The following is a 20356-nucleotide window of genomic DNA, read 5'->3' on the forward strand; positions in this document are numbered from 1 at the left end:
CGTTGCTCCGTCCGGCGAGCCTAGGACGGCACGGGCGCCGGCGCAGCAGGGCGGGATGACGGCGTGTCGCAGCACCGGGCGGCGGGCGCCGTGCCCCAGTGAGACCCGTCACCCCCGGCTGCGGGGCCCACCTGCGGCGATCTAGGGTGCTGGCATGATCCCCACACCGATGTCCGACCCGATGTCCGACCCGATATCCGACCCCCGCGAGGCCCTGCGGGTGCTGCTGGAGGGCAATGCCCGGTTCGTCGCGGGCAGTCCCGAGCACCCCAACCAGGACGCCGGGCGCCGCGCCGCGCTCGCCCCGGCGCAGCGGCCCTTCGCGGTGCTGTTCGGCTGTTCGGACTCCCGTCTGGCCGCCGAGATCATCTTCGACCAGGGCCTGGGCGACCTGTTCGTGGTGCGCACCGCCGGGCACGTCACCGGCGCGGAGGCGCTGGGCAGCATCGAGTACGGCGTGAGCGTGCTGGAGTGCCCGCTGGTGGTCGTGCTGGGGCACGACTCCTGCGGTGCGGTGGCGGCGGCGCTGGACTCCCTGGAGCAGGGGCAGCTGCCGGGCGGCTTCGTGCGGGACGTGGTGGAGCGGGTGACCCCGAGTGTGCTGTCCGCCAAGGCGGCGGGCATCGAGGACCGGGACGCGATCGTGGACGAGCACATCCGCCAGACCGTGGACCTGCTGGTGGAGCGTTCCCAGCTGCTCGCCTCCAGGGTCGCCGAGGGCTCGGTGGCCGTGGTGGGCCTGTCCTACCGGCTGCACGACGGCCAGGCCCGTCAGGTGGCCGCCCGCGGGCCGGTCGCCTGACGGACCGCGGAGCGCCGTCCTCGGGACCCGTGTGACCGGCAGGGCGGGTGTGACCTGCGGGAACTGGATGTCCGATCACCGCCAGCGCCCCCGTACGGGCGGGGGCAGAGTCGGTGATCGACAACGGTTCCCCATCCCGAGGACGGCAATCCCGTGCACAAGGTCATCGACCTCAAGGTTCTGTACTTCGGCACCCCCGTGGTGCTGATCGGCTCGCGCAACGAGGACGGCAGCGCCAACCTCGCGCCGATCTCCTCGGCGTGGTGGCTGGGGCAGTCCTGCATGCTGGGCCTGGGCAACGCCTCCCAGACCTCCGCCAACCTGCGGCGCGAGGGCGAGTGCGTGCTCAACCTGCCCTCCTCGGCGCAGGTCGACGCCGTGGACGCCCTCGCGCTGCTGACGGCCAACCCGCACATCTCCGAGATGCGGCGGGAGCAGGGCTACCGCCACGAGCGGCGCAAGTTCGAGGCGGCCGGGATGACGGAGCTGGCGGGCGAGCTGGTCCGGGCGCCGCGCGCCGCCGAGTGCCCGGTGCAGCTGGAGTGCCGGCTGGAGGCGGCGACGCCGCTGGCGGGCAACGAGCGGTGCACCGCCTTCGAGGTGAAGGTGGTGCGCGCCCACGTCGAGGAGCAGCTGATCGTGCCGGGCAGCGGCCACTACGTCGACCCGGTCGGCTGGGACCCGCTGATCATGAAGTTCTGCGAGTTCTTCGGCGACGGTCGGCGGCTGGCCCCCTCCCGCCTCGCCGAGGGCTGGCAGATGCCCGGCCGGCTGCCCGGCCGGGCGCCGGCCGCCACCGCCGTGTGACGGCCGCCGGTGCCCGGCGCCTCCCGTCGTCCTCCCCCGGCCGGGCGGCTTCCAAGGGGAAACGGTTCACCCGGCAGCCGTCCCCAGCGGCTGGAGGCCGCCGGCCCCAACGCCTTCGTCGCTTCGTCGCCGAGATCAGCAACGGCAGCGGCCTCGGACCTTCCGGCAGGGCTCCGGGAGCGTCACGCCGGTCTCGGCCTCCCCCGTCGCGACGCCCTCGGGCACCGGAGCCGGCTCCCGACGCCGGGGCCGTCACGGGACGGCGTCCGCCGAGGCAGCCGACACCCCGGTCACCCCGGCCCCGACTGCCGGGCGCGCCGCTCCCGCCGCTCACGCCATTCACGGCCTTACGGCCTCACGGGGCGATGGTCTCCCCGCAGGAGTCGCACACCCGCGTCGCCGGCAGCTCCAGGAAGCAGGTCGGACAGATCGCCGGCGGGCGCGGCGCGGCCGCGGCGGCGGTGCTGGTACTGGTGGTCGTGGTGGAGGAGGAGGTGGCCTTGCGCTGCACCGAGGCGCGCAGGCGCGGGGCCAGGGCGGGGGTGCCGCCGTCGGCGGGCAGGTCCGCGCCGAAGTGCCGGTAGCAGGCCAGACGGGCGGCGGCCGCGTGCTGCTCGCGGTCCATCTCGTCGGCCAGCGGCGGCTGCCCGGCGACCGCCAGCACCTCCTGGTAGCCGGCGCCGACCTTGCCGTCCGCCGCGTTCACCACCAGGGAGGTCAGCGGCGGGTCCCCGCGCCGGTGCGCCTCCAGGATCACCAGCGACAGCACCTTGCCGATCCAGTGCCGCTGGTTGACCCGGGTGCGCACGCCGGAGGCCTCCTGGACCGCCTCGGCCAGCTCCGCGTAGGTGATCACCGCGTGGTAGCGGTGTGCCACCTCCACCAGGGCCGGGTAGGCGGCTCTGGTCCACACGATGTGCGCCTGGGTGGCGCCGACCACCACACCGTCCGACACCCGCCAGTAGCCGCGCTGCTGCTCCGCCATCCGACCGCCCCTGTCTGCCTCGTTCGTGCCCGCCTCGTCCGTGCCCGTCCGCAGGCCCACGCCGTGAGCGAGGCTACCCCGCGCCGGGGTGGCGCCGCCGCGCGGGGGCGGGCCGGGGAACGGGCTGCGGGGGCGGCGGGGACGCGCGGCCGGAAGCGGGGTGCGCGAGGACCCCGCTTGACTTCAAGTCCTGTTGAAGTTGTCGAATGGCACCCGACCGCAGCCGTACGGGCACCGCGGTCGATGCCCCGCCCGTACGGAACCGTACCCGGGGCCGGGGCCGCCTTCATCCGATCGTGCCGCTGGCGGTCCCGGCCCCCGGGTCCACCCCCGGCGCGGCGTCCGCGACCGCACGGGGGGCGGCCGCGCGACACACGCGCCTTGGCCCGTACGGTACTTGGCGGCCCGGCCCGCCTCCGCGACGCGCCCCGGTGCGCTACCGTGAGAGCGAACGGCCCCCGACCACTGCGACTGGTCGGGGGCCTTCACCTCGGACGGGACTGGCCCGGGACCGGAAACCCGGCGCCCCTTCGGGCCCCGCCCGGCGCCTCGGCAGGGCACCGGCCCTACTTCACCGCCGCGATCACCGTCCCGACCGCCGCCGCCAGGGCCGCGATGACCCCGGCATTGCGCCGCAGCCACCGCCCGACCTTCTCCGACGTCCGCGTTCGGACCGGCTCGTCGCCTTCCATCCCGGTCTCCTCTCACCTCCGCACGACGCCCGGGCCGGACGACCCGGGCCAGGATTGCGGGAGGGGAGGCGCACCGCCACGGGGGCGACCGACAGCAATCTACCCCGATTCCTTGATCATCTGATAGTTCGTCAGATACCGGCTCAAACGAATCCGCCCGCCCCACCCCCGACCACACCGCCCCGCCCCGCCCCGCCCCGCCCCGCCCCGCCCCGCCGGAAGTCGACCCTGCCGACTTCCTGTGCGAGCACCCCACCCGGCGCGGCCGCTCACGACGGCGGAAAGTCGACCTGACGACCTTTCGGACCCCGACCGCCCACGGCAGGAAGTCGCCCCCGCCGGCTTCGTCAGCGTTCGTGCGGAGGTCGGGGTTTCGTCGGGATGGTGTGTCAGACCACGGCGAGCCGGTCCACCAGCAGTTCCACTCTCCGGTCGGCTTCCGCCGCGGGCAGGCGGCCCGCCCGGGTCAGGGTGGCCAGCCCGTGCAGGGAGGCCCAGAACACCTCGGTGAACAGGGCCGGGTGGACGCCGTCCCCGGCGACCTCGCCGAGGCTTTCCAGCAGGGCGGCGAAGGCGTCCTTCAGCGGCTCCGGGGTGTCCTCGACCGCGAAGGCCAAGCCGCCGTCGAGCCGGAAGATGGCGTCGTAGACCGCCGGGTTGCGTTCGGCGAAGTCGAGGTAGGTGCGGGCGAGGGCGGCGACCCGGGAGCGGGGGCCGTCCGCGGCGGCGGTCGCGGCCCGCAGTGCCACGGCCATCTCGGCGGCACCCTCCAGGGCGACGGCGCCGATGATCTCACGCTTGCCGCGGAAGTGGCTGTAGAGGACGGGCTGGCTGTATTCGATGCGCTCGGCGAGCCGGCGGGTGGTGACCGCGTCCCAGCCCTGGTTCTCGGCGAGTTCGCGGGCCGTCGCCACGATGAGGCGCTCGCGGGCCGCCCGTTCGCGTTCCTTGCGTTCCTGTACCGACATGCCCCGATTCTAGCATCGCTAGACAAGTGAGCAGCAGCAGTACTAGCGTTGACTCGTCACCTAGCAGCGCTAGATCCCAGGAGGGGTCATCATGCTCGACGCACTCAAGGTCGTCACCACCGTGGTCGTCGGAGTGATGGTGGGGGTGGAGTTCTCCGTCGCCTTCGTCATCAACCGGATCCTCGACGCACTCCCCGACGACAGCGGCCAGCTCGGCCGCGCCCACGGGGGCCGGATGCTCGGCGCCGTGATGCCGTTCTGGTACATCGGCTCGCTCGCCCTCGCCGCGGTCTGGGCCGTCGCCGGATGGCACCAGCACGGCGCCGGCCTCGTCGTCATCGCCGCCGCACTGCTGATCCTCAGCGTGATCATGTCGATCCTGCTGCTCGTCCCGATCAACAACCGGGGCAAGACGTGGACCCCGGAGAACCGGCCCGAGGACTGGAAGGAGCAGATGAACCGCTGGGACCGCTACCACTACGTCCGCGTCGCCGTCATCATCGCCGCCTTCGCCCTGCTGGCCGCCGCCCTCGTCTGAACCCGCAGACCCCGGCCGCGCAGCCGGCACCCGGACGGTGCCGAGCCGGTTCCCGGGACGCGTCGGGGCCCTCCAGGTGGAGGGCCCCGACGCGTCCCGGCGTCGACGGTGGCGCCCCGGGCCTGCGCCAACGGCTGGCGGCGAAGGCGCCGAGAGCGAAGGCGTCGGCGGCCGTGCCGTGCCGCCGTACGGGCGTCAGCCGGAGGCGGTGGCGCGGTAGGTGGTCACGGCGGCCGCGAAGACGTCCCTCGTGCCCGACGTCGGCGCACTCTCGACGATCTCCTGAACCACCAGGATCACGTCGCCCATCCGGATGAAAGCGGTTTCGTCGACCCACGGCGCCGGGTCGCCGGGGAAGGTCGAGGTGATGTGGAGCAGGAGGCTGTCGTCGGCCCGGGGGTCGGCCGGCGTGACGCTCGCGGTGACCTGGAGCTGCTCACCGCCCGGGAGCGTGTCGGTGTAGGAGGTGCAGCGCCCGGCGACGCCGCGGATGGCGGCCATGACCTCGGCCGCCTGCCCGGGGGCGTAGCGGTCGAGCACCTCCTGGCCGAACCAGCCGATGTCGTCTTCGCGCACCGGCGACCGGGTCACCCCCACGGCCACGTCCTCCGCGGGCCGGGCGTGCTTGGTCATGAAGGATTCGACGCCGAGTTCGGAGCACGGCATCGAGGCGATGGGGGTCGGCGAGGGGGTGTGCGGGGGGTCGGTCGTCGTCGCGTTGACCTTCTCCGTGTCGAGCCGGAAGCCCGGGGGGAGCCGGTCCGCGGTCAGCAGGCCCGTGCGCAGGCCGCCGGAGGCTGGGGCAGCCGAGGCGGTCGCAGCGCCCGGGGCGGCCCCCGGCCGGGCCTGCGGGTCGGCCGAGCAGGCCGAGACCGCGAGGACGGCCAGGACGAGCCCTGCCGCCATGGAATGACCCGTACGCAACTATCCACCCCCGGGATTCAAGATCGCCCGTACTCTCCCACAGGGCTCCCGGCGGCCGGTCGGCGCATCGGGGAAGGGAGGGAGAGGGAGGGGGAAGGAGGGAGGCGGCGGCTGGGCGGCTGGCCGGTGACGCGCCGGACGGGCACCCGGGCCGTGTGTGGGGCGGCGACCGGGCACTCAGCCAAGCGGCGCATCGGACGGGCGGTCGGCCGGAAGACGGGCCGGTAGCGCGCCGGCCGGGCGGCCGGACGGCGCCGGGGACGGCCGGGCGGGGCCGGGCGGCGGTCAGGCGGGGCGTTCGGCGAGGGTGTGGGCGACGAGGGCGTTGGCGTGGCCGTGGCCGAGGCCGTGGTCGGCCTTGAGCCAGGCGACGAGTTCCATGTGCTTGGTGAGGGGCGAGGTGCGGATGAGGTCCTTCCACTCCTCGATGGGGCGGCCGTGCTTCTTCTCGATCGACGGGAAGTAGGAGGCCGGGTTGCCCTTCGCGGCAGCGGGCTTCGCGCCGGCGGTCGTCGCGGCAGCGGGCTTCTTCACGGGGGTGGCGGTCACGGGCGTGGTTCCTCTCGATCGGGCAGAGCCGGAGCGGGCGAAGCCGAAGCGGTGCGGTCACGGGGTAGGACCGTGACCGCACCGCCGACTCATCGCCCGCCCGGGGTGATCCGCGTCACGCCGCCGCGGGGGCCCGGCGGCGTCGGCGGCCGGCGGGCGGGGTGGGGTCGGCGTTCCACGCGGCGACAGGGTTGCCGAGCCAGCGGGTGGCGCCGGGGACGTTCTCGCCGCGCATGACGAGGGAGGCGGGCCCGACGGTGGTGTTCGCGCCGAGGGAGGAGTTGAGCAGGACGACGGAGTGCGGGCCGGTGGTGGAGCCGGCGCCGAGGTGGACGGGGCCCAGGCGCATGACGCGGTCGTGGAAGAGGTGGGTCTGCAGGACGGTGCCGCGGTTGACGCTGGCGCCGGCTTCGACGGTGACCAGGTCGCTCTCGGGCAGCCAGTGGGTCTCGCACCACACGCCGCGTCCGATGCGGGCGCCGAGGCTGCGCAGCCAGGCGTTGAGGTAGGGGGTGCCGGTGATGGTGGAGCCGCCGAAGGGCATGGCGAGTTCCTCGACGAAGGTGTCGTAGAGCTCGTTGCGCCACACGAAGGAGGACCACAGCGGGTGTTCGGCGACGCGGAAGCGTCCGACGAGCAGCCATTTGGCGGCGGTGGTGACGGCGCAGGCGACGGCGGCGGCGCCGACCAGGACGAGTCCGGCGCCGGCGAGGGCGGTGACCAGGCCGTAGTCGTCGCGCAGTTCCTGCAGGACGGCGAGGACGAGGTCGCCGAGCAGGGCGGCGAGGATGACGGGCAGCAGCCGGCAGAACTCGACGCCGGCGCGGGCCCACATCAGGCGCCGGGGCGGGTCGTAGGTGCGGGCCTCGCCGCCGGTGTCGGCGACGCGGGGCAGGGCGAAGGCGGGGCGGCCGAGCCAGGAGGTGCCTTCGGGGGCGTGGGCGGGGGTGTCGGACAGGACGCCGACGAGGGAGTTGTCGGGCAGGTGGCGGCCGGGGCCGACGATGCCGGAGTTGCCGACGAAGGAACGGCGTCCGACCCGGGAGGGGCCGAGGTGGAGCCAGCCGCCGCGCAGTTCGTAGGGGGCGACGAGGGTGTCGTCGGCGAGGAAGGCGCCGTCCTCGACGCGCATCAGGCCGGGCAGGGCGAGCACGGTGGAGGCTTCGACGCGGCGCCCGACGCGGGCGCCGAGCAGGCGCAGCCACACGGGGGTGAAGAGGCTGGCGTAGAGGGGGAAGAGGGTGCGCCGGGCGGTGTCGCTGAGGCGGCTGACGGCCCAGGCGCAGAAGGCGACGTGGCCGTCGGCGGGGTGGAAGCCGGGGCGCAGCGGCCGGGAGAGGAGGCGTACGAGCAGCGCTATGAGGGCGGCGTGGCACAGGAGGGTGAGGGCGGCGAGGGGGACGGTGGCGGGCAGGAGTTGGAGGAGGGCGGTGGCCAGGGTGCGGTCGGTGTCGATCATCGGGTAGACGACGAGCAGGGCGGGCAGCGCGGAGATGATCGGGACGAGGCCGAGGACGGCGGAGCCGATGCCGTAGGCGAGGTTCCAGGGGTTCCAGCCGCGGGGGGTGGGGGCGGGGGTGGCGGGCCAGTCGGCGAGGGGTTCGGTGGTGGGGCGGGCCGGGGAGCCGTGCCAGTGTTCGCCGGGCGGGACGGTGCCGGTGACGCAGGAGCCGGGGGCGATCTCGGCGCGGGCGCCGATGCGGGCGCCGGGCATGAGGGTGGCGCGGTGGCCGACGCGGGCGCCTTCGCCGATGTCGATGCGGCCGAGGTGGAGGGTGTCGCCGTCGAGCCACCAGCCGGCGAGGTCGGCTTCGGGTTCGAGGGAGCTGTGGGCGCCGAGGCGGGCGAGGCCGGTGACGGGGGGCAGGGTGTGCAGTCGTACGCCGGGGCCGACGCGGCAGCCGAGGGCGCGGGCGTAGCGGGTGGCCCAGGGGGTGCCGGCGAGGGCGGCGGTGCCGAGCATGGCGGTGTAGCGTTCGGCGGCCCAGAGCCGGAGGTGGACGTGGCCGCCGCGGGGGTGGCTGCCGGGGCGGATGCCGGTGGTGAGGAGGCGGGCGCCGGTGGCGGCGAGGAGGGTGCGGCCGGGGGCGCTGTGGAGGAGGGCGAGGCCGGCGGCGACGGGCCACCAGGGGCTGTGCGGGGCCCAGGTGAGGTGGTTGCCGGTGAGGTTGTCGAGGGCGATCAGGACGAGGATCCAGCGCAGTCCGGCGAGGCTGAACATGCCGAGGAGCAGGAGGGTCTGCCAGGCGGCGGCGCTGCGGGGGGTGCGGCGTACGGTGCGGCGGGGGTCCGCGGCGGGGGTGGGGGTGGCGGCGGGCCGGGCGGCGGGGGTGAGGGTGTCCAGGTAGGCGGCGAGGTCGCTGAGGACGGGGTGGGCGTACAGGTCGGCGACGGAGACGCCGCTGTGGTGGGTGCGCAGGTCGGAGACGAGGCGGGCGGCGGTGAGGCTGGAGCCGCCGAGGGCGAAGAAGTCGTCGTCGGGGCCGGGGGCGGTGCCGAGCAGGCGTTCCCAGTGCGCGGCGAGGCGGCCGGCGGTGCCGTCCGGGGCGTGCCCGGCCTGCCCAGCGGAGGCGGAGGCGAAGGCAGCAGAGGCGGTGCCGGCGGTGGTGGCCAGGGGCCAGGGCAGGGCGCCTCGGTCGACCTTGCCGGAGGTGCGGGTGGGCAGGGAGTCGACGAGGGCGAGGACGGGCACGAGCGGGGCGGGCAGGTGGGCGAGGAGGTGGCGGCGGGCGGCGGCGAGGTCGGGGGTGGTGCCGGGGCGGGCGACGAGGTAGCCGACGAGGAGGTCGGCGCCGGCGGGGGTCTTGCGGACGGCGGCGGCCGCGGCCGCGATGTCGGGCAGGGCTTGCAGGGCGGCGTCGATCTCGCCGAGTTCGATGCGGCGGCCGCCGAGTTTGACCTGGTCGTCGGCGCGGCCGAGGAAGACGAGGCCTTCGGGGTCGTTGCGCACGAGGTCGCCGCTGCGGTAGACGCGCGGGGAGGCGAGGGCGGGGTGGGGGCTGAACTTCTCGGCGTCCTTGGCGGGGTCGAGGTAGCGGGCGGTGCCGACGCCGGTGATGAGCAGTTCGCCGTCGGCGTACCAGGGGACGGGGTGGCCGGCCCGGTCGACGACGGCGATCTCCCAGCCGTCGAGGGGGGCGCCGATGCGGACGGGCTCGCCGGGCAGCAGGCGGGCGGCGGTGGCGACGACGGTGGTCTCGGTGGGGCCGTAGGTGTTCCAGAACTCGCGGGTGCCGGTGGCGAGGCGGTCGACGAGTTCGGCGGGGCAGGCTTCGCCGCCGACGATGATCAGGCGGACGGCGTCCAGGCTGTCGTGGGGCCACAGGGCGAGCAGGGTGGGGACGGTGGAGACGGCGGTGATGCGGCGTTCCACGAGCCAGGGGCCGAGGTCGGTGCCGGCTTTGACGAGGGAGCGGGGGGCGGGGACGAGGCAGGCGCCGTGGCGCCAGGCCAGCCACATCTCCTCGCAGGAGGCGTCGAAGGCGACGGAGAGTCCGGCGAGGACGCGGTCGCCGGGGCCGAGGGGCTGGTGCTGCAGGAAGAGGCGGGCTTCGGCGTCGACGAAGGCGGCGGCGGAGCGGTGGGTGACGGCGACGCCCTTGGGGCGGCCGGTGGTGCCGGAGGTGAAGATGATCCAGGCGTCGTCGGCGGGGGCGGGCCAGGCGGGGTGGCCGCCGGGGTGGGCGGCGGGCCCGGCGAAGAGGTGGCGTCCGGCGCCGATGACGGCGCAGACGGCGGCGTCCTGCCAGATCATGTCGGCGCGTTCGTCGGGGTCGTCGGCGTCGACGGGGACGTAGGCGGCGCCGCAGCGCAGGACGGCGAGGACGGCGACGTAGAGGTCGGCGGTGCCGGAGGGGATGCGCACGCCGACCCGGTCGCCGCGGCCGATGCCGTGGGCGGCGAGCTGTCCGGCGAGGGTGTCGACCTCGTGGAGCAGGGCGCGGTAGTCCAGGACGGTGTCGCCGGTGTCGAGCGCGGGCGCCTGGGGGTGGGCGTCGGCGGTGGCGGCGATGACGTCGAGCAGGCTGCGGGGGTGCGCGGGCCGGCTCGCCGGCCAGCCGGCCGCGGGGCCCGGGTGGGGGCGGTGCAGCGTGCCTGGGCCGGCCGTGTCGTGGCGTGCGTCCATGGGGGTTGTTCCTCGGCTCCGGGGTCGTGGGGGCGCGTACGGGCTGTGTCGTGGGGTGACGGGGGGTGACACTGGGTCCACCGGCGGGCGCGCCCACACACCATGACTCCGCCGGGAGTCCGCTGGATGCAGTGGGGGTGCGGTCAAAGGAAATTCTCATCATCGATGCCGCGCGGGGCCGACAGGGAATGAATCGAATGTCGTTTCGGGCTTTCTGGGCGTTTTCGCTGGTGCAGGGTAGCCGCCGCAGGGTGCGGCGGCGGGACGGGAGAGGGCAGAGTGATGAACACCATGGCGCCCGGCACGGTACCGGCGATGAGAGGATTACCACCGAATCGGGGGGTTTGGGTCGGATCGCTGCCCGTTCACCCGGTTCGCACATCCGTGTGAACGACGCCCGCGGCCCTCACGGCGGGCCCTTCCTGTGAGGGAGCCGTGGAGCGGCGCCGCCGGCCGGGCCCCGGTCGGCCGGAACGGCGCGGTCCTCGTCTGGTACGTGGCTTACGGCTCGAACCTGCACGCCGCGCGCCTCGCCTGCTACCTGCGCGGAGGCCGCCCGAACGGCGGAGCGCACACCTACCCCGGCTGCCGCGACCGCAGCCCCGCGCGCCGGGCGGTCGCGACCGCACTGCCGGGCACCCTGTACTTCGCCGGCCGGTCACTGACCTGGGGCGGCGGCTCGGCCTTCTACGACCCGTCCGTGCGCAGCGAAGTGCCCTGCCGGGCCTATCTTCTGACGGTCGGCCAGTTCAGCGACATCGCCGCCCAGGAGATGCGCCGCTCCCCCGGCGCCGACCTCGACCTCACCCGGGTGCTCGCCGAGGGGCGCACCGCCCTGGGCCCCGGGCGCTACGAGACCCTGCTGCACGTCGGCGACCTGGACGGGCACCCGCTGCTCACCTTCACCGCCCCCTGGGGCGCGGCCGGCGCCGACCTCAACGCCCCCGCCGCCGCGTACCTGCGGACCCTGGGCGCGGGGCTGGCCGAATCCCACGCCTGGGGGCCGTGGCGCACCGCGGGCTACCTCGCCACCCGCCCCGGCGCGACCGGGCACTGGACACCGGGGGCGGTGGCGGCGCTGCTGGGCTGAACGGGGGAAAACCGCCCGGAGAAGCCGCCGGTCAGCGCCCCCTCCCCAGGCGGCCCAGGACGCTCTGGCCGCGGGTGGTCTGCCAGCGCGAGCGGGCCTGCCGGAGCACCGTGTCCCACTGCTGGCGGACCTCGTTGTCCGGCGGGCGCTCGCCGCGGCCGATCCGGTCGAGCTCGTCCTGCACCTCCTTGCCGAGCGCTGCCGAGGCGACGGTCGCGAGCATGGCCCCGAACAGCGCGGACAGCATGGCGAAGACCGCCCCGATCGCGCCGTAGCGGTTCGTGTAGGAGTTGAAGAGGTGGGGCAGGTAGACGCTCATGGCCACCGAGTAGCCGGTCAGCAGGAGGGCCCCGATGGCCCCGAACGGCACCAGGTCGCGCCAGGGGATCCGGCCGGCGGACAGGAGCCGGCCGCCCCAGACGAGGAAGGCCGCCGTCAGCGGCGCGTCCACGACCGCCGCCGCCAGCTCCAGCGGCCTGCGGCCCAGAGTGGCGTGGACCAGGCCGGTCAGGGCGGCGTAGGCGGCCAGCAGCGCGATCCACTTCAGGCCGTTCACCGTGTTGCGGACGCTCAACGGCGGCAGCTCCCAGCCCTGTTCGAAGAGCCGCTGGGCGGCGCGCGCGAAACTCAGCACCGACACGAGGAGGAAGGCGACCCCGAAGAGCCCCGCGCTGGTCCAGTCGCCCGACGCGGTGAGCATGTCGCGTACGGCTTCGGCGCCGTCCCCGGTGAGGCCGTAGCGGTCGATGACGCGGTCGGCGATGTCCTTGCCGCCGCCCAGGCTGGACACGAGGGAGCTGAAGAGGAGGGCGAGCGGCACCAGGGCGGTCAGTGCGGCGGAGGACAGGGCCATCGAGCGGTCGAAGCCCACGAGCCGCTGGAACCGGCTGAACACGCGCAGGGCGAACGCCGGGCGCAGCCAGAAGGTCGCCGTCCTCAGGACGGTCTCGCGGCTGATGCGTGTCGTCTGGTCCTCCGGAGTCGTGGTGACGGTGTGGCGGCCGGGTCGCGGCGGGCAGCGCCGTGGCGGGCAGCGCTGCGGCCCGGGCGTTCAGGAGCGGGGCGTCCAGTAGGCGGCCAGCTTCGCGACGCCGGGCTCGACGCTCTTCCAGTCGCCCTGGAACGTCAGCACCGCGGCCGCGGCCGTCGGGAAGCCGCTGCCGTCCATCCGCGCCGACAGGTCGCCCTCGGCCTCGTCCGCCAGGGCGTCGGCCAGGGCGTGGACGGCGGGGTTGTGGCCGACCACGACCAGGTCCTGGACCGTGTCGGGCGTCTCGTTGAGGACGGCGACGATCTCCCCGGCCCCCGCCCCGTACAGGCGCTCCTCGAAGACGGTCCTGGGCCGGGCCGGCAGCTCGGCGGCCGCGAGCTGCCAGGTCTGGCGGGTCCGCAGGGCGGTGGAGACGAGCGCGAGGTCGGGGGTGAGGCCGGCGCCGGCGATCCAGCGGCCGAGCGCCGGGGCGTCCCGGCGGCCCCGCTCGGCGAGGGGACGCTCGTGGTCCTCCACACCGTCGGGATGCTCGGCCTTGGCGTGGCGGACCACGACGATCCGGCGCGGCATTTCCTCGGACATGGGCTTCTCCCTCTCCCCCGCACGGGCCCTCGCCGTACGGACGCGACGCGAGGATCGTGGCAGGCCCGGCCCCGCAACCGGCCCGCGCCGACCGCCCGTTGACCGGTTCGGGCCGGTGAGGTTCATCCGTGCGGGTGAAAGGAGCGCCGCGCCCCGCCGGCCGGCCCGGGCGCCCCACCCCACGAACACGGCCGGCCGGGGGCGGCTCCCTCAGGACGCGAACCGGCCGGGCCGGTAGTCGCCGCCGGGCCGGCGGAGCATGACGTTGCCCCGGTCGAAGGCGTTGATCAGGGCGATCGTGGCCACCAGCGCGGCGAGCCGGTCCTCGTCGTAGTGCTTCGCGGCGCAGTGCTTCGCGGCGTTCTCCCACACCTCGTCGCCGACCCCGCCGGCCGCGCCGGCGATCCGGGGTCGGCGAGGGCGTCCAGTCGGGGTTCCACGGTGTACCTCCTTGTCCGGTGTTCCGCCGTCCCCCTCAAGGGCGCGGCACCGGGCTCCCCGTGACAGCCCCGCGGGAGCCCGCGGCGCGGCCCGCACCACACCACGGCTCAGAGGTGGTACTTGCCGACCTCGTAGCCTCCGCCGGGCTGACGGGTCATCACGTTGCCGCGGTTGAAGGCGTTGATGATCGCGATCACGCACACCAGCGCCGCGAGCTGCTCCTCGTCGTAGTGCTTCGCGGCGTTCTCCCACGCCTCGTCGCCGACCCCGCCGGCCGCGTCGGCGATCCGGGTGCCCTGCTCGGCCAGCTCCAGGGCGGCCCGCTCGGCGTCGGTGAAGACCGTCGCCTCCCGCCAGACGGCGACCAGGCTCAGGCGCGTCGGGTCCTCCCCGGCGTGCAGGGCCTCCTTGACGTGCATGTCGACGCAGGCGCCGCAGCCGTTGATCTGGCTGACCCGCAGTCGCACCAACTCCTGGGTGGTGTAGGGCAGGACCTCGTCGGTGACGGCCTGGCTCGCGGCGATGAAGTGCTTGTAGACCTTGCCCATGACGGGGCTGGCGAAGGGGCTCAGACGGGCTTCCACGGTGTGCTCCTCGGTACGTTGTCCGTTGCTGCCCTCTGAGACAGGGCAGCCGTCCGGGCTGTGACAGGGACCGGATGTGACGTGCGCCACCCGGGACGGGACGGGCGCCGGGGAGGGGGGATCCATGGCAGGACCGGCAGGGACGACGGGTGCGGCACGTGCGGCGGAGGACGTCGCGGGCGCCGCGGAGGCGGCGGGTGCGGGCGTCGCGGAGGCGGCGGGTGCGGGCGTCGCGGAGGCGGCGGGTGCGGGCGTCGCGGAGGCGGCGGGTGCGGGCGTCGCGGAGGCGGTCGGGTACCGTCCGCTGCTGTTCTCCATCGCCTACGGGATGACGGGCTCGGTCGGCGACGCCGAGGACCTCGTCCAGGACACCTTCCTCGGCCTGACCCGCGCCGACCGGGCCGGCACGGCCGTCACCGACCCGAAGGCGTACCTGACCACCACGGTCACCCGCCTGGGCATCAACCACCTGAAGTCGGCCCGGGTGCGGCGCGAGAGCTACGTCGGCGAGTGGCTGCCCGAGCCGGTGGTCGCCTTCGCCGACCGCCCCGGCGGCCCGGCCGAGCACGCCGAGCTGGCCGACGCGCTGTCGATGGCCTTCCTGCTGATGCTGGAGTCCCTCTCCCCCGCCGAGCGGGCGGTGTTCCTGCTGCGCGAGGCCTTCGGGTACGGGTACCCGGAGGTGGCGGAGATGACCGGCAAGTCCGAGGCGAACTGCCGCCAGATCTTCGCCCGGGCCCGCAGGCACCTGGCCCCGGCACCTGGCCCCGCTCCGGCGCCGGCTCCGGGCACGGAGCCCACTGCGGCGCGGCGCGCGGAGGGCGACGAACTCGCCCGCCGCTTCTTCGCGGCCACCGAGGGCGGCGACCTGGACGCGCTGCTCGACCTGCTCGCGCCCGACGTCGTCTTCCACGGCGACGGCGGCGGCAAGGCCCGGGCGGTCGGCAGGTCGGTCAGCGGCCTGCAGCGCGTCGCCCGGCTGCTGCTGTTCGGCTTCGACCGCAACCGCTCGCTCGGCATCTCCCGCCGGTACGCCCGGGTCAACGGCCGGCCCGGCGCCGTCCTGCTGGACGCCCGGGGGCGCGTCGCCGGTGTCATCGCGCTCGACATCGCCGACGGCGCCGTCCGGGCGTTCCACTCGGTGTCCAACCCCGACAAGCTCGCCCACCTCGGGGAGGTCTCCGACCTCGGCCTGCGGCCGCAGGAGCGGCGGAGGTAGCGGGAGTTGTGGAGAGGCCGTGCGCGGCAGCCTCCTGCTGCGCGGCGGCCCCCTGACCCTCGGCTTCTTCGAGGGCCCGGGCAGGCTGATGAACGAGCGGCCGCCCGAGGCCCAGCAGGTCCCGGACACCGTCGGCGAGAGCGGGCAGCTCACCCTGCCCTGGATGCCGCCCGGCTCGAACGGCAACGCCGCCGGCGACAAGCCGGACGTCAGCTACTCGGGCACCACCCTGCGCATCGTCCACACCGCGGGCGGCGGCGCCACGACGCACGTCTGCACCCGCGCCCGAGGACCGGGCCCGGTACGGCGCCGAGGTCTAGCCCGGCCGAGCGCCGGTGTTCCTCCTCCCGAGTAGCCCGGCGTGCCCTCCCGCGGCCGACCGAGTCGTTCGGGTACGGATCGGGCGCGACGCGGGGAGCCTCCCCGCGTCGACCGGAACCGGAACCCGATCCCTCAGGAGTCCCGCATGAAGCCCCTCGCCCTGACCGCCCTCGCCGTCGTCGGCCTCCTGGCCGGCAGCGCCGCGAGCGCCGCCGCCGACGACAAGCCCGCGATGAAGCCGGCCGTCACCGTCCCCGGCAACGCGGCCGCCTCCGACCCCTCGATGCTGGCCGCGCACGCGCAGCTCTTCGGCGACTGGGTCGTCGTGCACCCGGGCGCCAACGGGGTGGCCACCGTCACCTGTCCGTCCGGCCAGGTGCCCACCGGCGGCGGCGGCCAGACCAGCGCCTTCAAGATCTTCTTCACCGACTCCTACCCGAGCGGCAGCGCCTGGGTCGTGCGCGGCACCAACACCAACACGGTGGACGAGTCGATCCGCGCGACCGCCGTCTGCACCACCCCCTGACCCGCGGCACCGAGCGCCCCGGCCCCGGCTCCCGGGCCCGGGGCGCCCTGCCGTCCGGGACCGCTCACACCCGCACCGGGCGGCGCGGGCGGGTGAACCAGCAGGCCAGCAGCAGGTTCGGCACCCAGCACAGCCAGGCGATCACCAGGTACGAGGTGCGGAAGTCCAGCTGGGCCGCCTTGGCGACGACCAGCATGAGCCGCAGCGTGACGGCGGCGAAGGTGAGCGCGAAGCTGCGCACCATCCAGCGCCGGTGGTCCTCCACCCGGTGCCGCAGGATCATCCGCAGGCCGGTGCCGCCGGTCACCAGCCAGGCCACCCCCAGGCAGGCGAAGCCGAGCCGGGCGACCGCGCCGCCGTAGGCGACCGGTGCCAGCAGCAGCGCGCCGATCCCGCCGACCAGGCAGCCCAGCAGGTAGGTGACGCCGATGCGGCGGTGCCGGCGCGGCCACCGCCGGCGCAGGCGCGCCGAGAACTGCCACGGCCCCACCCCGAGGGCGAGGACCGCACCGGATATGTGGACGGCGAGCGGCAGTTCGTGCGCCAGGTACGTGGCGCGCTGCTCGCCGAAGAAGTCGTCCGGGTCGAGGCCGGCGTACCTGGCCGACAGCAGGACGACCAACGTGGACAGCACCGTCATGATGGCCCAACCGGCCCGCGTGATGCGCATGCCCCGAGTGTGGTGGCGGCTCCGGGGGCCCGGCATCGGGGGCAACCCCGAGGGGAAACCCCCAAAGAACCCTCATGTCCCCTACGGGGCAGAGCACTTGGGGTTCCGCCATGGAGCCGGCCCCCCAATCCTCCCTGAGGTGAACCCGAGAACGCCCCGGCGGCGGCCGGAGCTGGTTAGCGTCCGACCATGACTCCGCACAGGAAATCGAATCCGCGAAAGCGCCTCGCCGTGGCGGCCGGTGCCGCCGTCCTGCTCGCCGCCGGCGCGGCCCCGGCCGTCGCCCGGACCGAAGGCCCCTACCCCGCACAGCAGTTGAGCCGGGACACGGAGGCGATCCACGCGCTCGGCATCAGCGGTGTGCAGGCCCGCGCGGTCGGGCCGGACGGCCGGTCGTCGGTCGCCACCAGCGGCACCGCCGACCTGCACACCGGGCGCCCGGTCGACCCCGACGGCTGGTTCCGGATGGCCAGCACGTCCAAGACCCTGATCGCCACCGTGGTCCTGCAGTTGGAGGCCGAGGGCCGGCTGTCCCTGGACGACACGGTCGACCGGTGGCTGCCGGACGTGGCGTGGGGCAAGGACTACGACCCCCACCGGATCACCGTCCGCCAACTGCTCCGGCACACCGCCGGCATCTCCGACGCCGGCCTGCCCGGCTACAACACGGCGCAGGAGTACGACGAGCAGCGCTTCGACGTCCACAGCTCCGAGGAACTGGTCGAGCGCGCCATGGCCCAGGAACCCACCCGGGGCTGGAGCTACTCCAACACCGGCTACGTCCTGCTCGGCATGATCATCCGGCAGGCCACCGGCCGCTCCTCCCACCAGGAGATCGAGGACCGCATCCTGCGCCCGCTGGGCCTGGACCACACCCGGTGGACGGGCACCAACCCCACCCTCCCCCGACCGCACGCGCAGGCCTACCAGTTCTACGGCCCCGGCGCCGAGAAGGACGTCACCGTGCAGGTGCCGGTGTCCACCGAGCTGTCGTGGGTCACCACCACGCGGGACGAGAACGCCTTCTTCCGCGCGCTGCTCTCCGGCCGCCTGCTGCCGGCCCGGCAGCTGGCCGAGATGAAGCAGCCGACCGAGGAGAGCCCGGAGGTCCAGGAGCGGCTGCTCGGCGGCCGCTACGGGCTCGGCCTGGTCTCGCGCCCCCTCACCTGCGGGGGGACGTACTGGAGCCACGAGGGCGGGGACGGCGGCTACATCACCCTCAACGGCGTCACCGAGGACGGCCGGCGCAGCGTCGTGGTCTCCATGTCGGAGGCGCGCGGCGACACCGAGGCGCACATCCGGGAGCAGGAGAAGGCGGCCGGGGACCTGGTCGACCACGCCCTGTGCGCCGGGGCCCCGGCGCACAGGTGAGCGGGGGCCGCCGCGGGTGAGCGAGGGCCCTCGCGGGTGGGCAACCGCCTTGGTGGGCGCCCGCGTTCGGGCCGTACGAACCGGGTGCGGTGCTCACGGCCGGACCGGGGCCAGGTGGGCGGCGACGTAGGGGACGGCGACGGTCTCCAGCCCGCCGTCCGTGCCGAACGCCGGGTGGACGTTGACCTCGAAGACGACGCCGCCGTTCTCCGCAGCGAGGTCCACACCGGCGAACGGCAGGCCGAGCGACTTGGCCGCCGACACGGCCAGGTCGGCCAGGCCGGTGGGCAGGTCGCCGGGATCCATGCGGGTGGAGACGGCGCCCCGGCTCTCGTTGCACGGCTCCTCGGGGTCCGGCTGGACGTGCTCGACCGCCCGCAGGACCTGCCCGCCGAGCACCACGACGCGGTACTGGTGGCGCTGCCCGTCCGGCCCGAAGTTCCCGGCGTCGCGGGCGATCAGCCACGCGGTGCCCGCCCGGGCGTAGTGGTGTGCGGCGGCGGCGAGTTGGGCGTGGGTGGTGATGTGGAAGACGTCGGTGCCGCCCATGCCGACCGTCGGACGGGCCCAGACGTCGCGGCCCAGCAGCTCGAACGCCTCCGCGGCCTCCCGGGTGCCGGGCCGGGTGAGGGTGACGGTCGGCATGTGGGCGATGCCGTCGCGGGTGAAGCACTCGACGGTGCGGTCCTTCTCGGTCGCCGCCCGCCAGGCCGCGGCGTCCGTGCCCAGGGACCGGGCGCCGGCCTCGCGCAGCCGGTGCTGGGTGTGTTCGAAGTCCCGGCGCCGGTGCGGCGGGATCTCGTAGACCAGCACGCTGTCGGTGGTCACGCTCGCCCCGCCGGCCTCCAGCCGCAACTCCCCGCCGTCCGTGCGGAAGCGGCCGCTTCCGCCCGGGGTGAAGTGCCGCGCGTCCAGCAGGACGGGATCGCGGCCGGTGAGCAGGCGGGCGGCGGCGACGAGCGTGTCGCGGCTGCCCTCGGTCGAGCTGTGATCGGTCATCAGGACGAGTTCGCTCACTGCCATACCGGCCATTGGAACCGCTGCCCCCGCGGCGGACAAGACCGCTTCACCCGCCCGGATCCCGGGACCGGGGCCGGGGGCGCTCGGGCCGGCGGGCAGAACGTCCGCGTCAGCGGTAGAGCGCCTCGCCGCGGCTCGTGCGGGCGTAGAGCACGACGCGCCCGGTGCGGTGGGGTGCGACGAGGCCGGCGGCGGCCAGCCTGTGCAGCTGGGCGGAGACGCCGCCGGCGGCCAGGCCGGTGCGGCGGGCGAGTTCGAGGGTGCTCGCCGGGGTCTCCAGCAGGCCGAGGAGCAGGGCGCGGGTGGCGCCGAGGGCCGGGGCGAGGTCGGCGGTGTCGGGGCCCGGCTCCCACAGGGTGCCGATGCCCCGCACCGGGTAGCGGATGACGGGCACCCACGGCTCGGCGGTCTTCACGTACAGCCGGGGCCAGGCGAACGCCGACGGCACCAGGACCAGCCCGCGCCCGTCCAGCGAGCGCCGGGAGCCGGGCGGGCCGGAGGTCCGGTTGGCGATCCGCAGCGTGGCGCCGGCCTGGTCGTAGGAGAGGTCGGGGTGGATGTCGGCGAACATCGCGGCGGGCCCGCGCTCGGTGAGGGTGCGCGCCCGGTAGTGGATGTCGGACTCCAGCAGGGCCCGGATCCGGGGCCAGGCCGGGGCGAGGGCCCGCTGCCAGTAGCCGTGCAGGTCGGCGACGACCGCCGCCGTCCCGCGCCGCGGCGCGCGCCGCAACGGCGCGAGGCTGTCCGGCAGTTCGGCGCCGAACACGTCCGCCAGGTCGCGGCGGACGACGGCGGCGGGGGTGCGGCGCACCTCGTCGAGTTCCTCGTCGAGGCCGGTCAGCGGGGAGAGCGGGGTGGGCGCCAGGAAGCCCGGCAGGTGGTGGCGCGGGCCGGCGGTGAGGTCGCGGGCGGCCGCCGATGAGGGGTCGGTGAGCAGCGGGTCGCGGCGGTGCTGCGACACCCACGGCAGGTGGATCGCGTGTCCGGCCGGCCGGGTCAACGTCCGTACGGAGGCGAGCAGTTCCCAGGACGGTGAGATGGCCCAGCGCAGTGCGCCCAGGTCGGCGGCGACCAGGGCGAGGGTGAGGGCGGGCGTCTTCCGGGGCGGCACGAGGATTCACCCTAGCGTGAATCCGTTGAGCCGCCCGGT

The 20356-nt window shown here is 75.1% G+C and carries 20 protein-coding genes and 1 pseudogene; 8 read left to right on the top strand and 13 right to left on the bottom strand.

Going from position 1 to position 20356, the window contains the following annotated elements; translation table 11 throughout:
* Positions 1-154 precede the first annotated feature (154 nt).
* On the top strand, positions 155-802 hold the full coding sequence (locus ACZ7KX_RS37005; protein WP_470330346.1) for a carbonic anhydrase: 648 nt from the start codon (positions 155-157) through the stop codon (positions 800-802).
* Between the two features lie 153 nt (positions 803-955).
* A complete protein-coding gene (locus ACZ7KX_RS37010; protein ID WP_470330347.1) occupies positions 956-1609 on the top strand; it encodes a flavin reductase family protein in 654 nt (217 codons plus the stop codon).
* Between the two features lie 355 nt (positions 1610-1964).
* Here ACZ7KX_RS37010 and ACZ7KX_RS37015 read toward each other — a convergent pair whose 3' ends face one another.
* The 3 genes from ACZ7KX_RS37015 to ACZ7KX_RS37025 all read right to left on the bottom strand — a co-directional run bounded on the left by ACZ7KX_RS37015 (position 1965) and on the right by ACZ7KX_RS37025 (position 4254).
* A complete protein-coding gene (locus tag ACZ7KX_RS37015) occupies positions 1965-2594 on the bottom strand; it encodes a hypothetical protein (RefSeq protein ID WP_470330348.1) in 630 nt (209 codons plus the stop codon).
* 566 nt (positions 2595-3160) lie between these two features.
* The gene (locus ACZ7KX_RS37020; protein WP_470330349.1) at positions 3161-3286 is read right to left on the bottom strand and encodes a hypothetical protein; all 126 of its coding nucleotides are present in this window, start codon (positions 3284-3286) and stop codon (positions 3161-3163) included.
* Between the two features lie 389 nt (positions 3287-3675).
* The gene (locus tag ACZ7KX_RS37025; protein WP_470330350.1) at positions 3676-4254 is read right to left on the bottom strand and encodes a TetR/AcrR family transcriptional regulator; all 579 of its coding nucleotides are present in this window, start codon (positions 4252-4254) and stop codon (positions 3676-3678) included.
* Between the two features lie 91 nt (positions 4255-4345).
* Between ACZ7KX_RS37025 and ACZ7KX_RS37030 the strand changes: the two genes are divergently transcribed.
* Positions 4346-4792, top strand: a complete 447-nt coding sequence (locus tag ACZ7KX_RS37030; protein ID WP_470330351.1) for an anthrone oxygenase family protein — start codon at positions 4346-4348, stop codon at positions 4790-4792.
* Positions 4793-4987: 195 nt separating this feature from the next.
* On the opposite strand, the gene ACZ7KX_RS37035 is transcribed toward ACZ7KX_RS37030, so the two are convergent.
* From ACZ7KX_RS37035 to ACZ7KX_RS37045, 3 genes are all read right to left on the bottom strand, one after another.
* Complete coding sequence (locus tag ACZ7KX_RS37035; protein ID WP_470330352.1) at positions 4988-5698, bottom strand: hypothetical protein; 711 nt, start codon at positions 5696-5698, stop codon at positions 4988-4990.
* A gap of 303 nt (positions 5699-6001) precedes the next feature.
* Complete coding sequence (locus tag ACZ7KX_RS37040) at positions 6002-6250, bottom strand: DUF4287 domain-containing protein (RefSeq protein WP_470330397.1); 249 nt, start codon at positions 6248-6250, stop codon at positions 6002-6004.
* A gap of 130 nt (positions 6251-6380) precedes the next feature.
* The gene (locus ACZ7KX_RS37045) at positions 6381-10391 is read right to left on the bottom strand and encodes a Pls/PosA family non-ribosomal peptide synthetase (protein ID WP_470330353.1); all 4011 of its coding nucleotides are present in this window, start codon (positions 10389-10391) and stop codon (positions 6381-6383) included.
* A 496-nt stretch (positions 10392-10887) separates the two neighbouring features.
* Here ACZ7KX_RS37045 and ACZ7KX_RS37050 point away from each other — a divergent pair, with 496 nt between their 5' ends.
* A complete protein-coding gene (locus tag ACZ7KX_RS37050) occupies positions 10888-11481 on the top strand; it encodes a histone deacetylase (RefSeq protein ID WP_470330354.1) in 594 nt (197 codons plus the stop codon).
* A 31-nt stretch (positions 11482-11512) separates the two neighbouring features.
* Here ACZ7KX_RS37050 and ACZ7KX_RS37055 read toward each other — a convergent pair whose 3' ends face one another.
* The 4 genes and pseudogenes from ACZ7KX_RS37055 to ACZ7KX_RS37070 form a co-directional block, all read right to left on the bottom strand.
* Entirely contained in the window at positions 11513-12376 is an 864-nt protein-coding gene (locus ACZ7KX_RS37055) for a YhjD/YihY/BrkB family envelope integrity protein (protein WP_470330355.1), read from the bottom strand.
* Positions 12377-12532: 156 nt separating this feature from the next.
* Complete coding sequence (locus tag ACZ7KX_RS37060; RefSeq protein ID WP_470330356.1) at positions 12533-13054, bottom strand: SixA phosphatase family protein; 522 nt, start codon at positions 13052-13054, stop codon at positions 12533-12535.
* A gap of 210 nt (positions 13055-13264) precedes the next feature.
* Positions 13265-13462: pseudogene (locus tag ACZ7KX_RS37065) on the bottom strand (carboxymuconolactone decarboxylase family protein); the annotation flags it as partial.
* Positions 13463-13602: 140 nt separating this feature from the next.
* Positions 13603-14079: a carboxymuconolactone decarboxylase family protein gene (locus ACZ7KX_RS37070; protein WP_470330357.1), complete on the bottom strand. Its 477-nt coding sequence runs from the start codon at positions 14077-14079 to the stop codon at positions 13603-13605.
* 124 nt (positions 14080-14203) lie between these two features.
* On the opposite strand from ACZ7KX_RS37070, the gene sigJ reads away from it, so the two are divergent.
* The 3 genes from sigJ (at position 14204) to ACZ7KX_RS37085 (ending at position 16145) form a co-directional block, all read left to right on the top strand.
* The gene (sigJ, locus tag ACZ7KX_RS37075) at positions 14204-15298 is read left to right on the top strand and encodes an RNA polymerase sigma factor SigJ (RefSeq protein ID WP_470330358.1); all 1095 of its coding nucleotides are present in this window, start codon (positions 14204-14206) and stop codon (positions 15296-15298) included.
* Positions 15299-15317: 19 nt separating this feature from the next.
* A complete protein-coding gene (locus tag ACZ7KX_RS37080) occupies positions 15318-15653 on the top strand; it encodes a hypothetical protein (protein WP_470330359.1) in 336 nt (111 codons plus the stop codon).
* Positions 15654-15764: 111 nt separating this feature from the next.
* On the top strand, positions 15765-16145 hold the full coding sequence (locus ACZ7KX_RS37085) for a hypothetical protein (RefSeq protein WP_470330360.1): 381 nt from the start codon (positions 15765-15767) through the stop codon (positions 16143-16145).
* 64 nt (positions 16146-16209) lie between these two features.
* Here the strand turns inward: ACZ7KX_RS37085 and ACZ7KX_RS37090 are convergent, their stop codons facing one another.
* Positions 16210-16815 (bottom strand): DUF2306 domain-containing protein, encoded by a 606-nt coding sequence (locus ACZ7KX_RS37090; RefSeq protein ID WP_470330361.1) that lies wholly within the window; start codon positions 16813-16815, stop codon positions 16210-16212.
* 189 nt (positions 16816-17004) lie between these two features.
* On the opposite strand from ACZ7KX_RS37090, the gene ACZ7KX_RS37095 reads away from it, so the two are divergent.
* Complete coding sequence (locus ACZ7KX_RS37095; RefSeq protein WP_470330362.1) at positions 17005-18186, top strand: serine hydrolase domain-containing protein; 1182 nt, start codon at positions 17005-17007, stop codon at positions 18184-18186.
* A gap of 93 nt (positions 18187-18279) precedes the next feature.
* On the opposite strand, the gene ACZ7KX_RS37100 is transcribed toward ACZ7KX_RS37095, so the two are convergent.
* Positions 18280-19209, bottom strand: coding sequence for an ATP-grasp domain-containing protein (locus ACZ7KX_RS37100; RefSeq protein WP_470330363.1), 930 nt, complete (start codon positions 19207-19209; stop codon positions 18280-18282).
* 106 nt (positions 19210-19315) lie between these two features.
* Positions 19316-20317 (bottom strand): DUF5937 family protein, encoded by a 1002-nt coding sequence (locus tag ACZ7KX_RS37105; RefSeq protein ID WP_470330364.1) that lies wholly within the window; start codon positions 20315-20317, stop codon positions 19316-19318.
* Positions 20318-20356 lie beyond the last annotated feature (39 nt).

This window comes from Kitasatospora sp. NPDC038210, from assembly GCF_055600605.1.

Coding starts and splice junctions, on each gene's coding strand:
- ACZ7KX_RS37100 (WP_470330363.1), bottom strand. CDS start 19,209: ATGGCAGTGAGCGAACTCGTCCTGATGACCGATCACAGCTCGACCGAG.
- ACZ7KX_RS37035 (WP_470330352.1), bottom strand. CDS start 5,698: ATGGCGGCAGGGCTCGTCCTGGCCGTCCTCGCGGTCTCGGCCTGCTCG.
- ACZ7KX_RS37090 (WP_470330361.1), bottom strand. CDS start 16,815: ATGCGCATCACGCGGGCCGGTTGGGCCATCATGACGGTGCTGTCCACG.
- ACZ7KX_RS37020 (WP_470330349.1), bottom strand. CDS start 3,286: ATGGAAGGCGACGAGCCGGTCCGAACGCGGACGTCGGAGAAGGTCGGG.
- ACZ7KX_RS37015 (WP_470330348.1), bottom strand. CDS start 2,594: ATGGCGGAGCAGCAGCGCGGCTACTGGCGGGTGTCGGACGGTGTGGTG.
- sigJ (WP_470330358.1), top strand. CDS start 14,204: ATGGCAGGACCGGCAGGGACGACGGGTGCGGCACGTGCGGCGGAGGAC.
- ACZ7KX_RS37045 (WP_470330353.1), bottom strand. CDS start 10,391: ATGGACGCACGCCACGACACGGCCGGCCCAGGCACGCTGCACCGCCCC.
- ACZ7KX_RS37030 (WP_470330351.1), top strand. CDS start 4,346: ATGCTCGACGCACTCAAGGTCGTCACCACCGTGGTCGTCGGAGTGATG.
- ACZ7KX_RS37085 (WP_470330360.1), top strand. CDS start 15,765: ATGAAGCCCCTCGCCCTGACCGCCCTCGCCGTCGTCGGCCTCCTGGCC.
- ACZ7KX_RS37095 (WP_470330362.1), top strand. CDS start 17,005: ATGACTCCGCACAGGAAATCGAATCCGCGAAAGCGCCTCGCCGTGGCG.
- ACZ7KX_RS37025 (WP_470330350.1), bottom strand. CDS start 4,254: ATGTCGGTACAGGAACGCAAGGAACGCGAACGGGCGGCCCGCGAGCGC.
- ACZ7KX_RS37005 (WP_470330346.1), top strand. CDS start 155: ATGATCCCCACACCGATGTCCGACCCGATGTCCGACCCGATATCCGAC.
- ACZ7KX_RS37060 (WP_470330356.1), bottom strand. CDS start 13,054: ATGTCCGAGGAAATGCCGCGCCGGATCGTCGTGGTCCGCCACGCCAAG.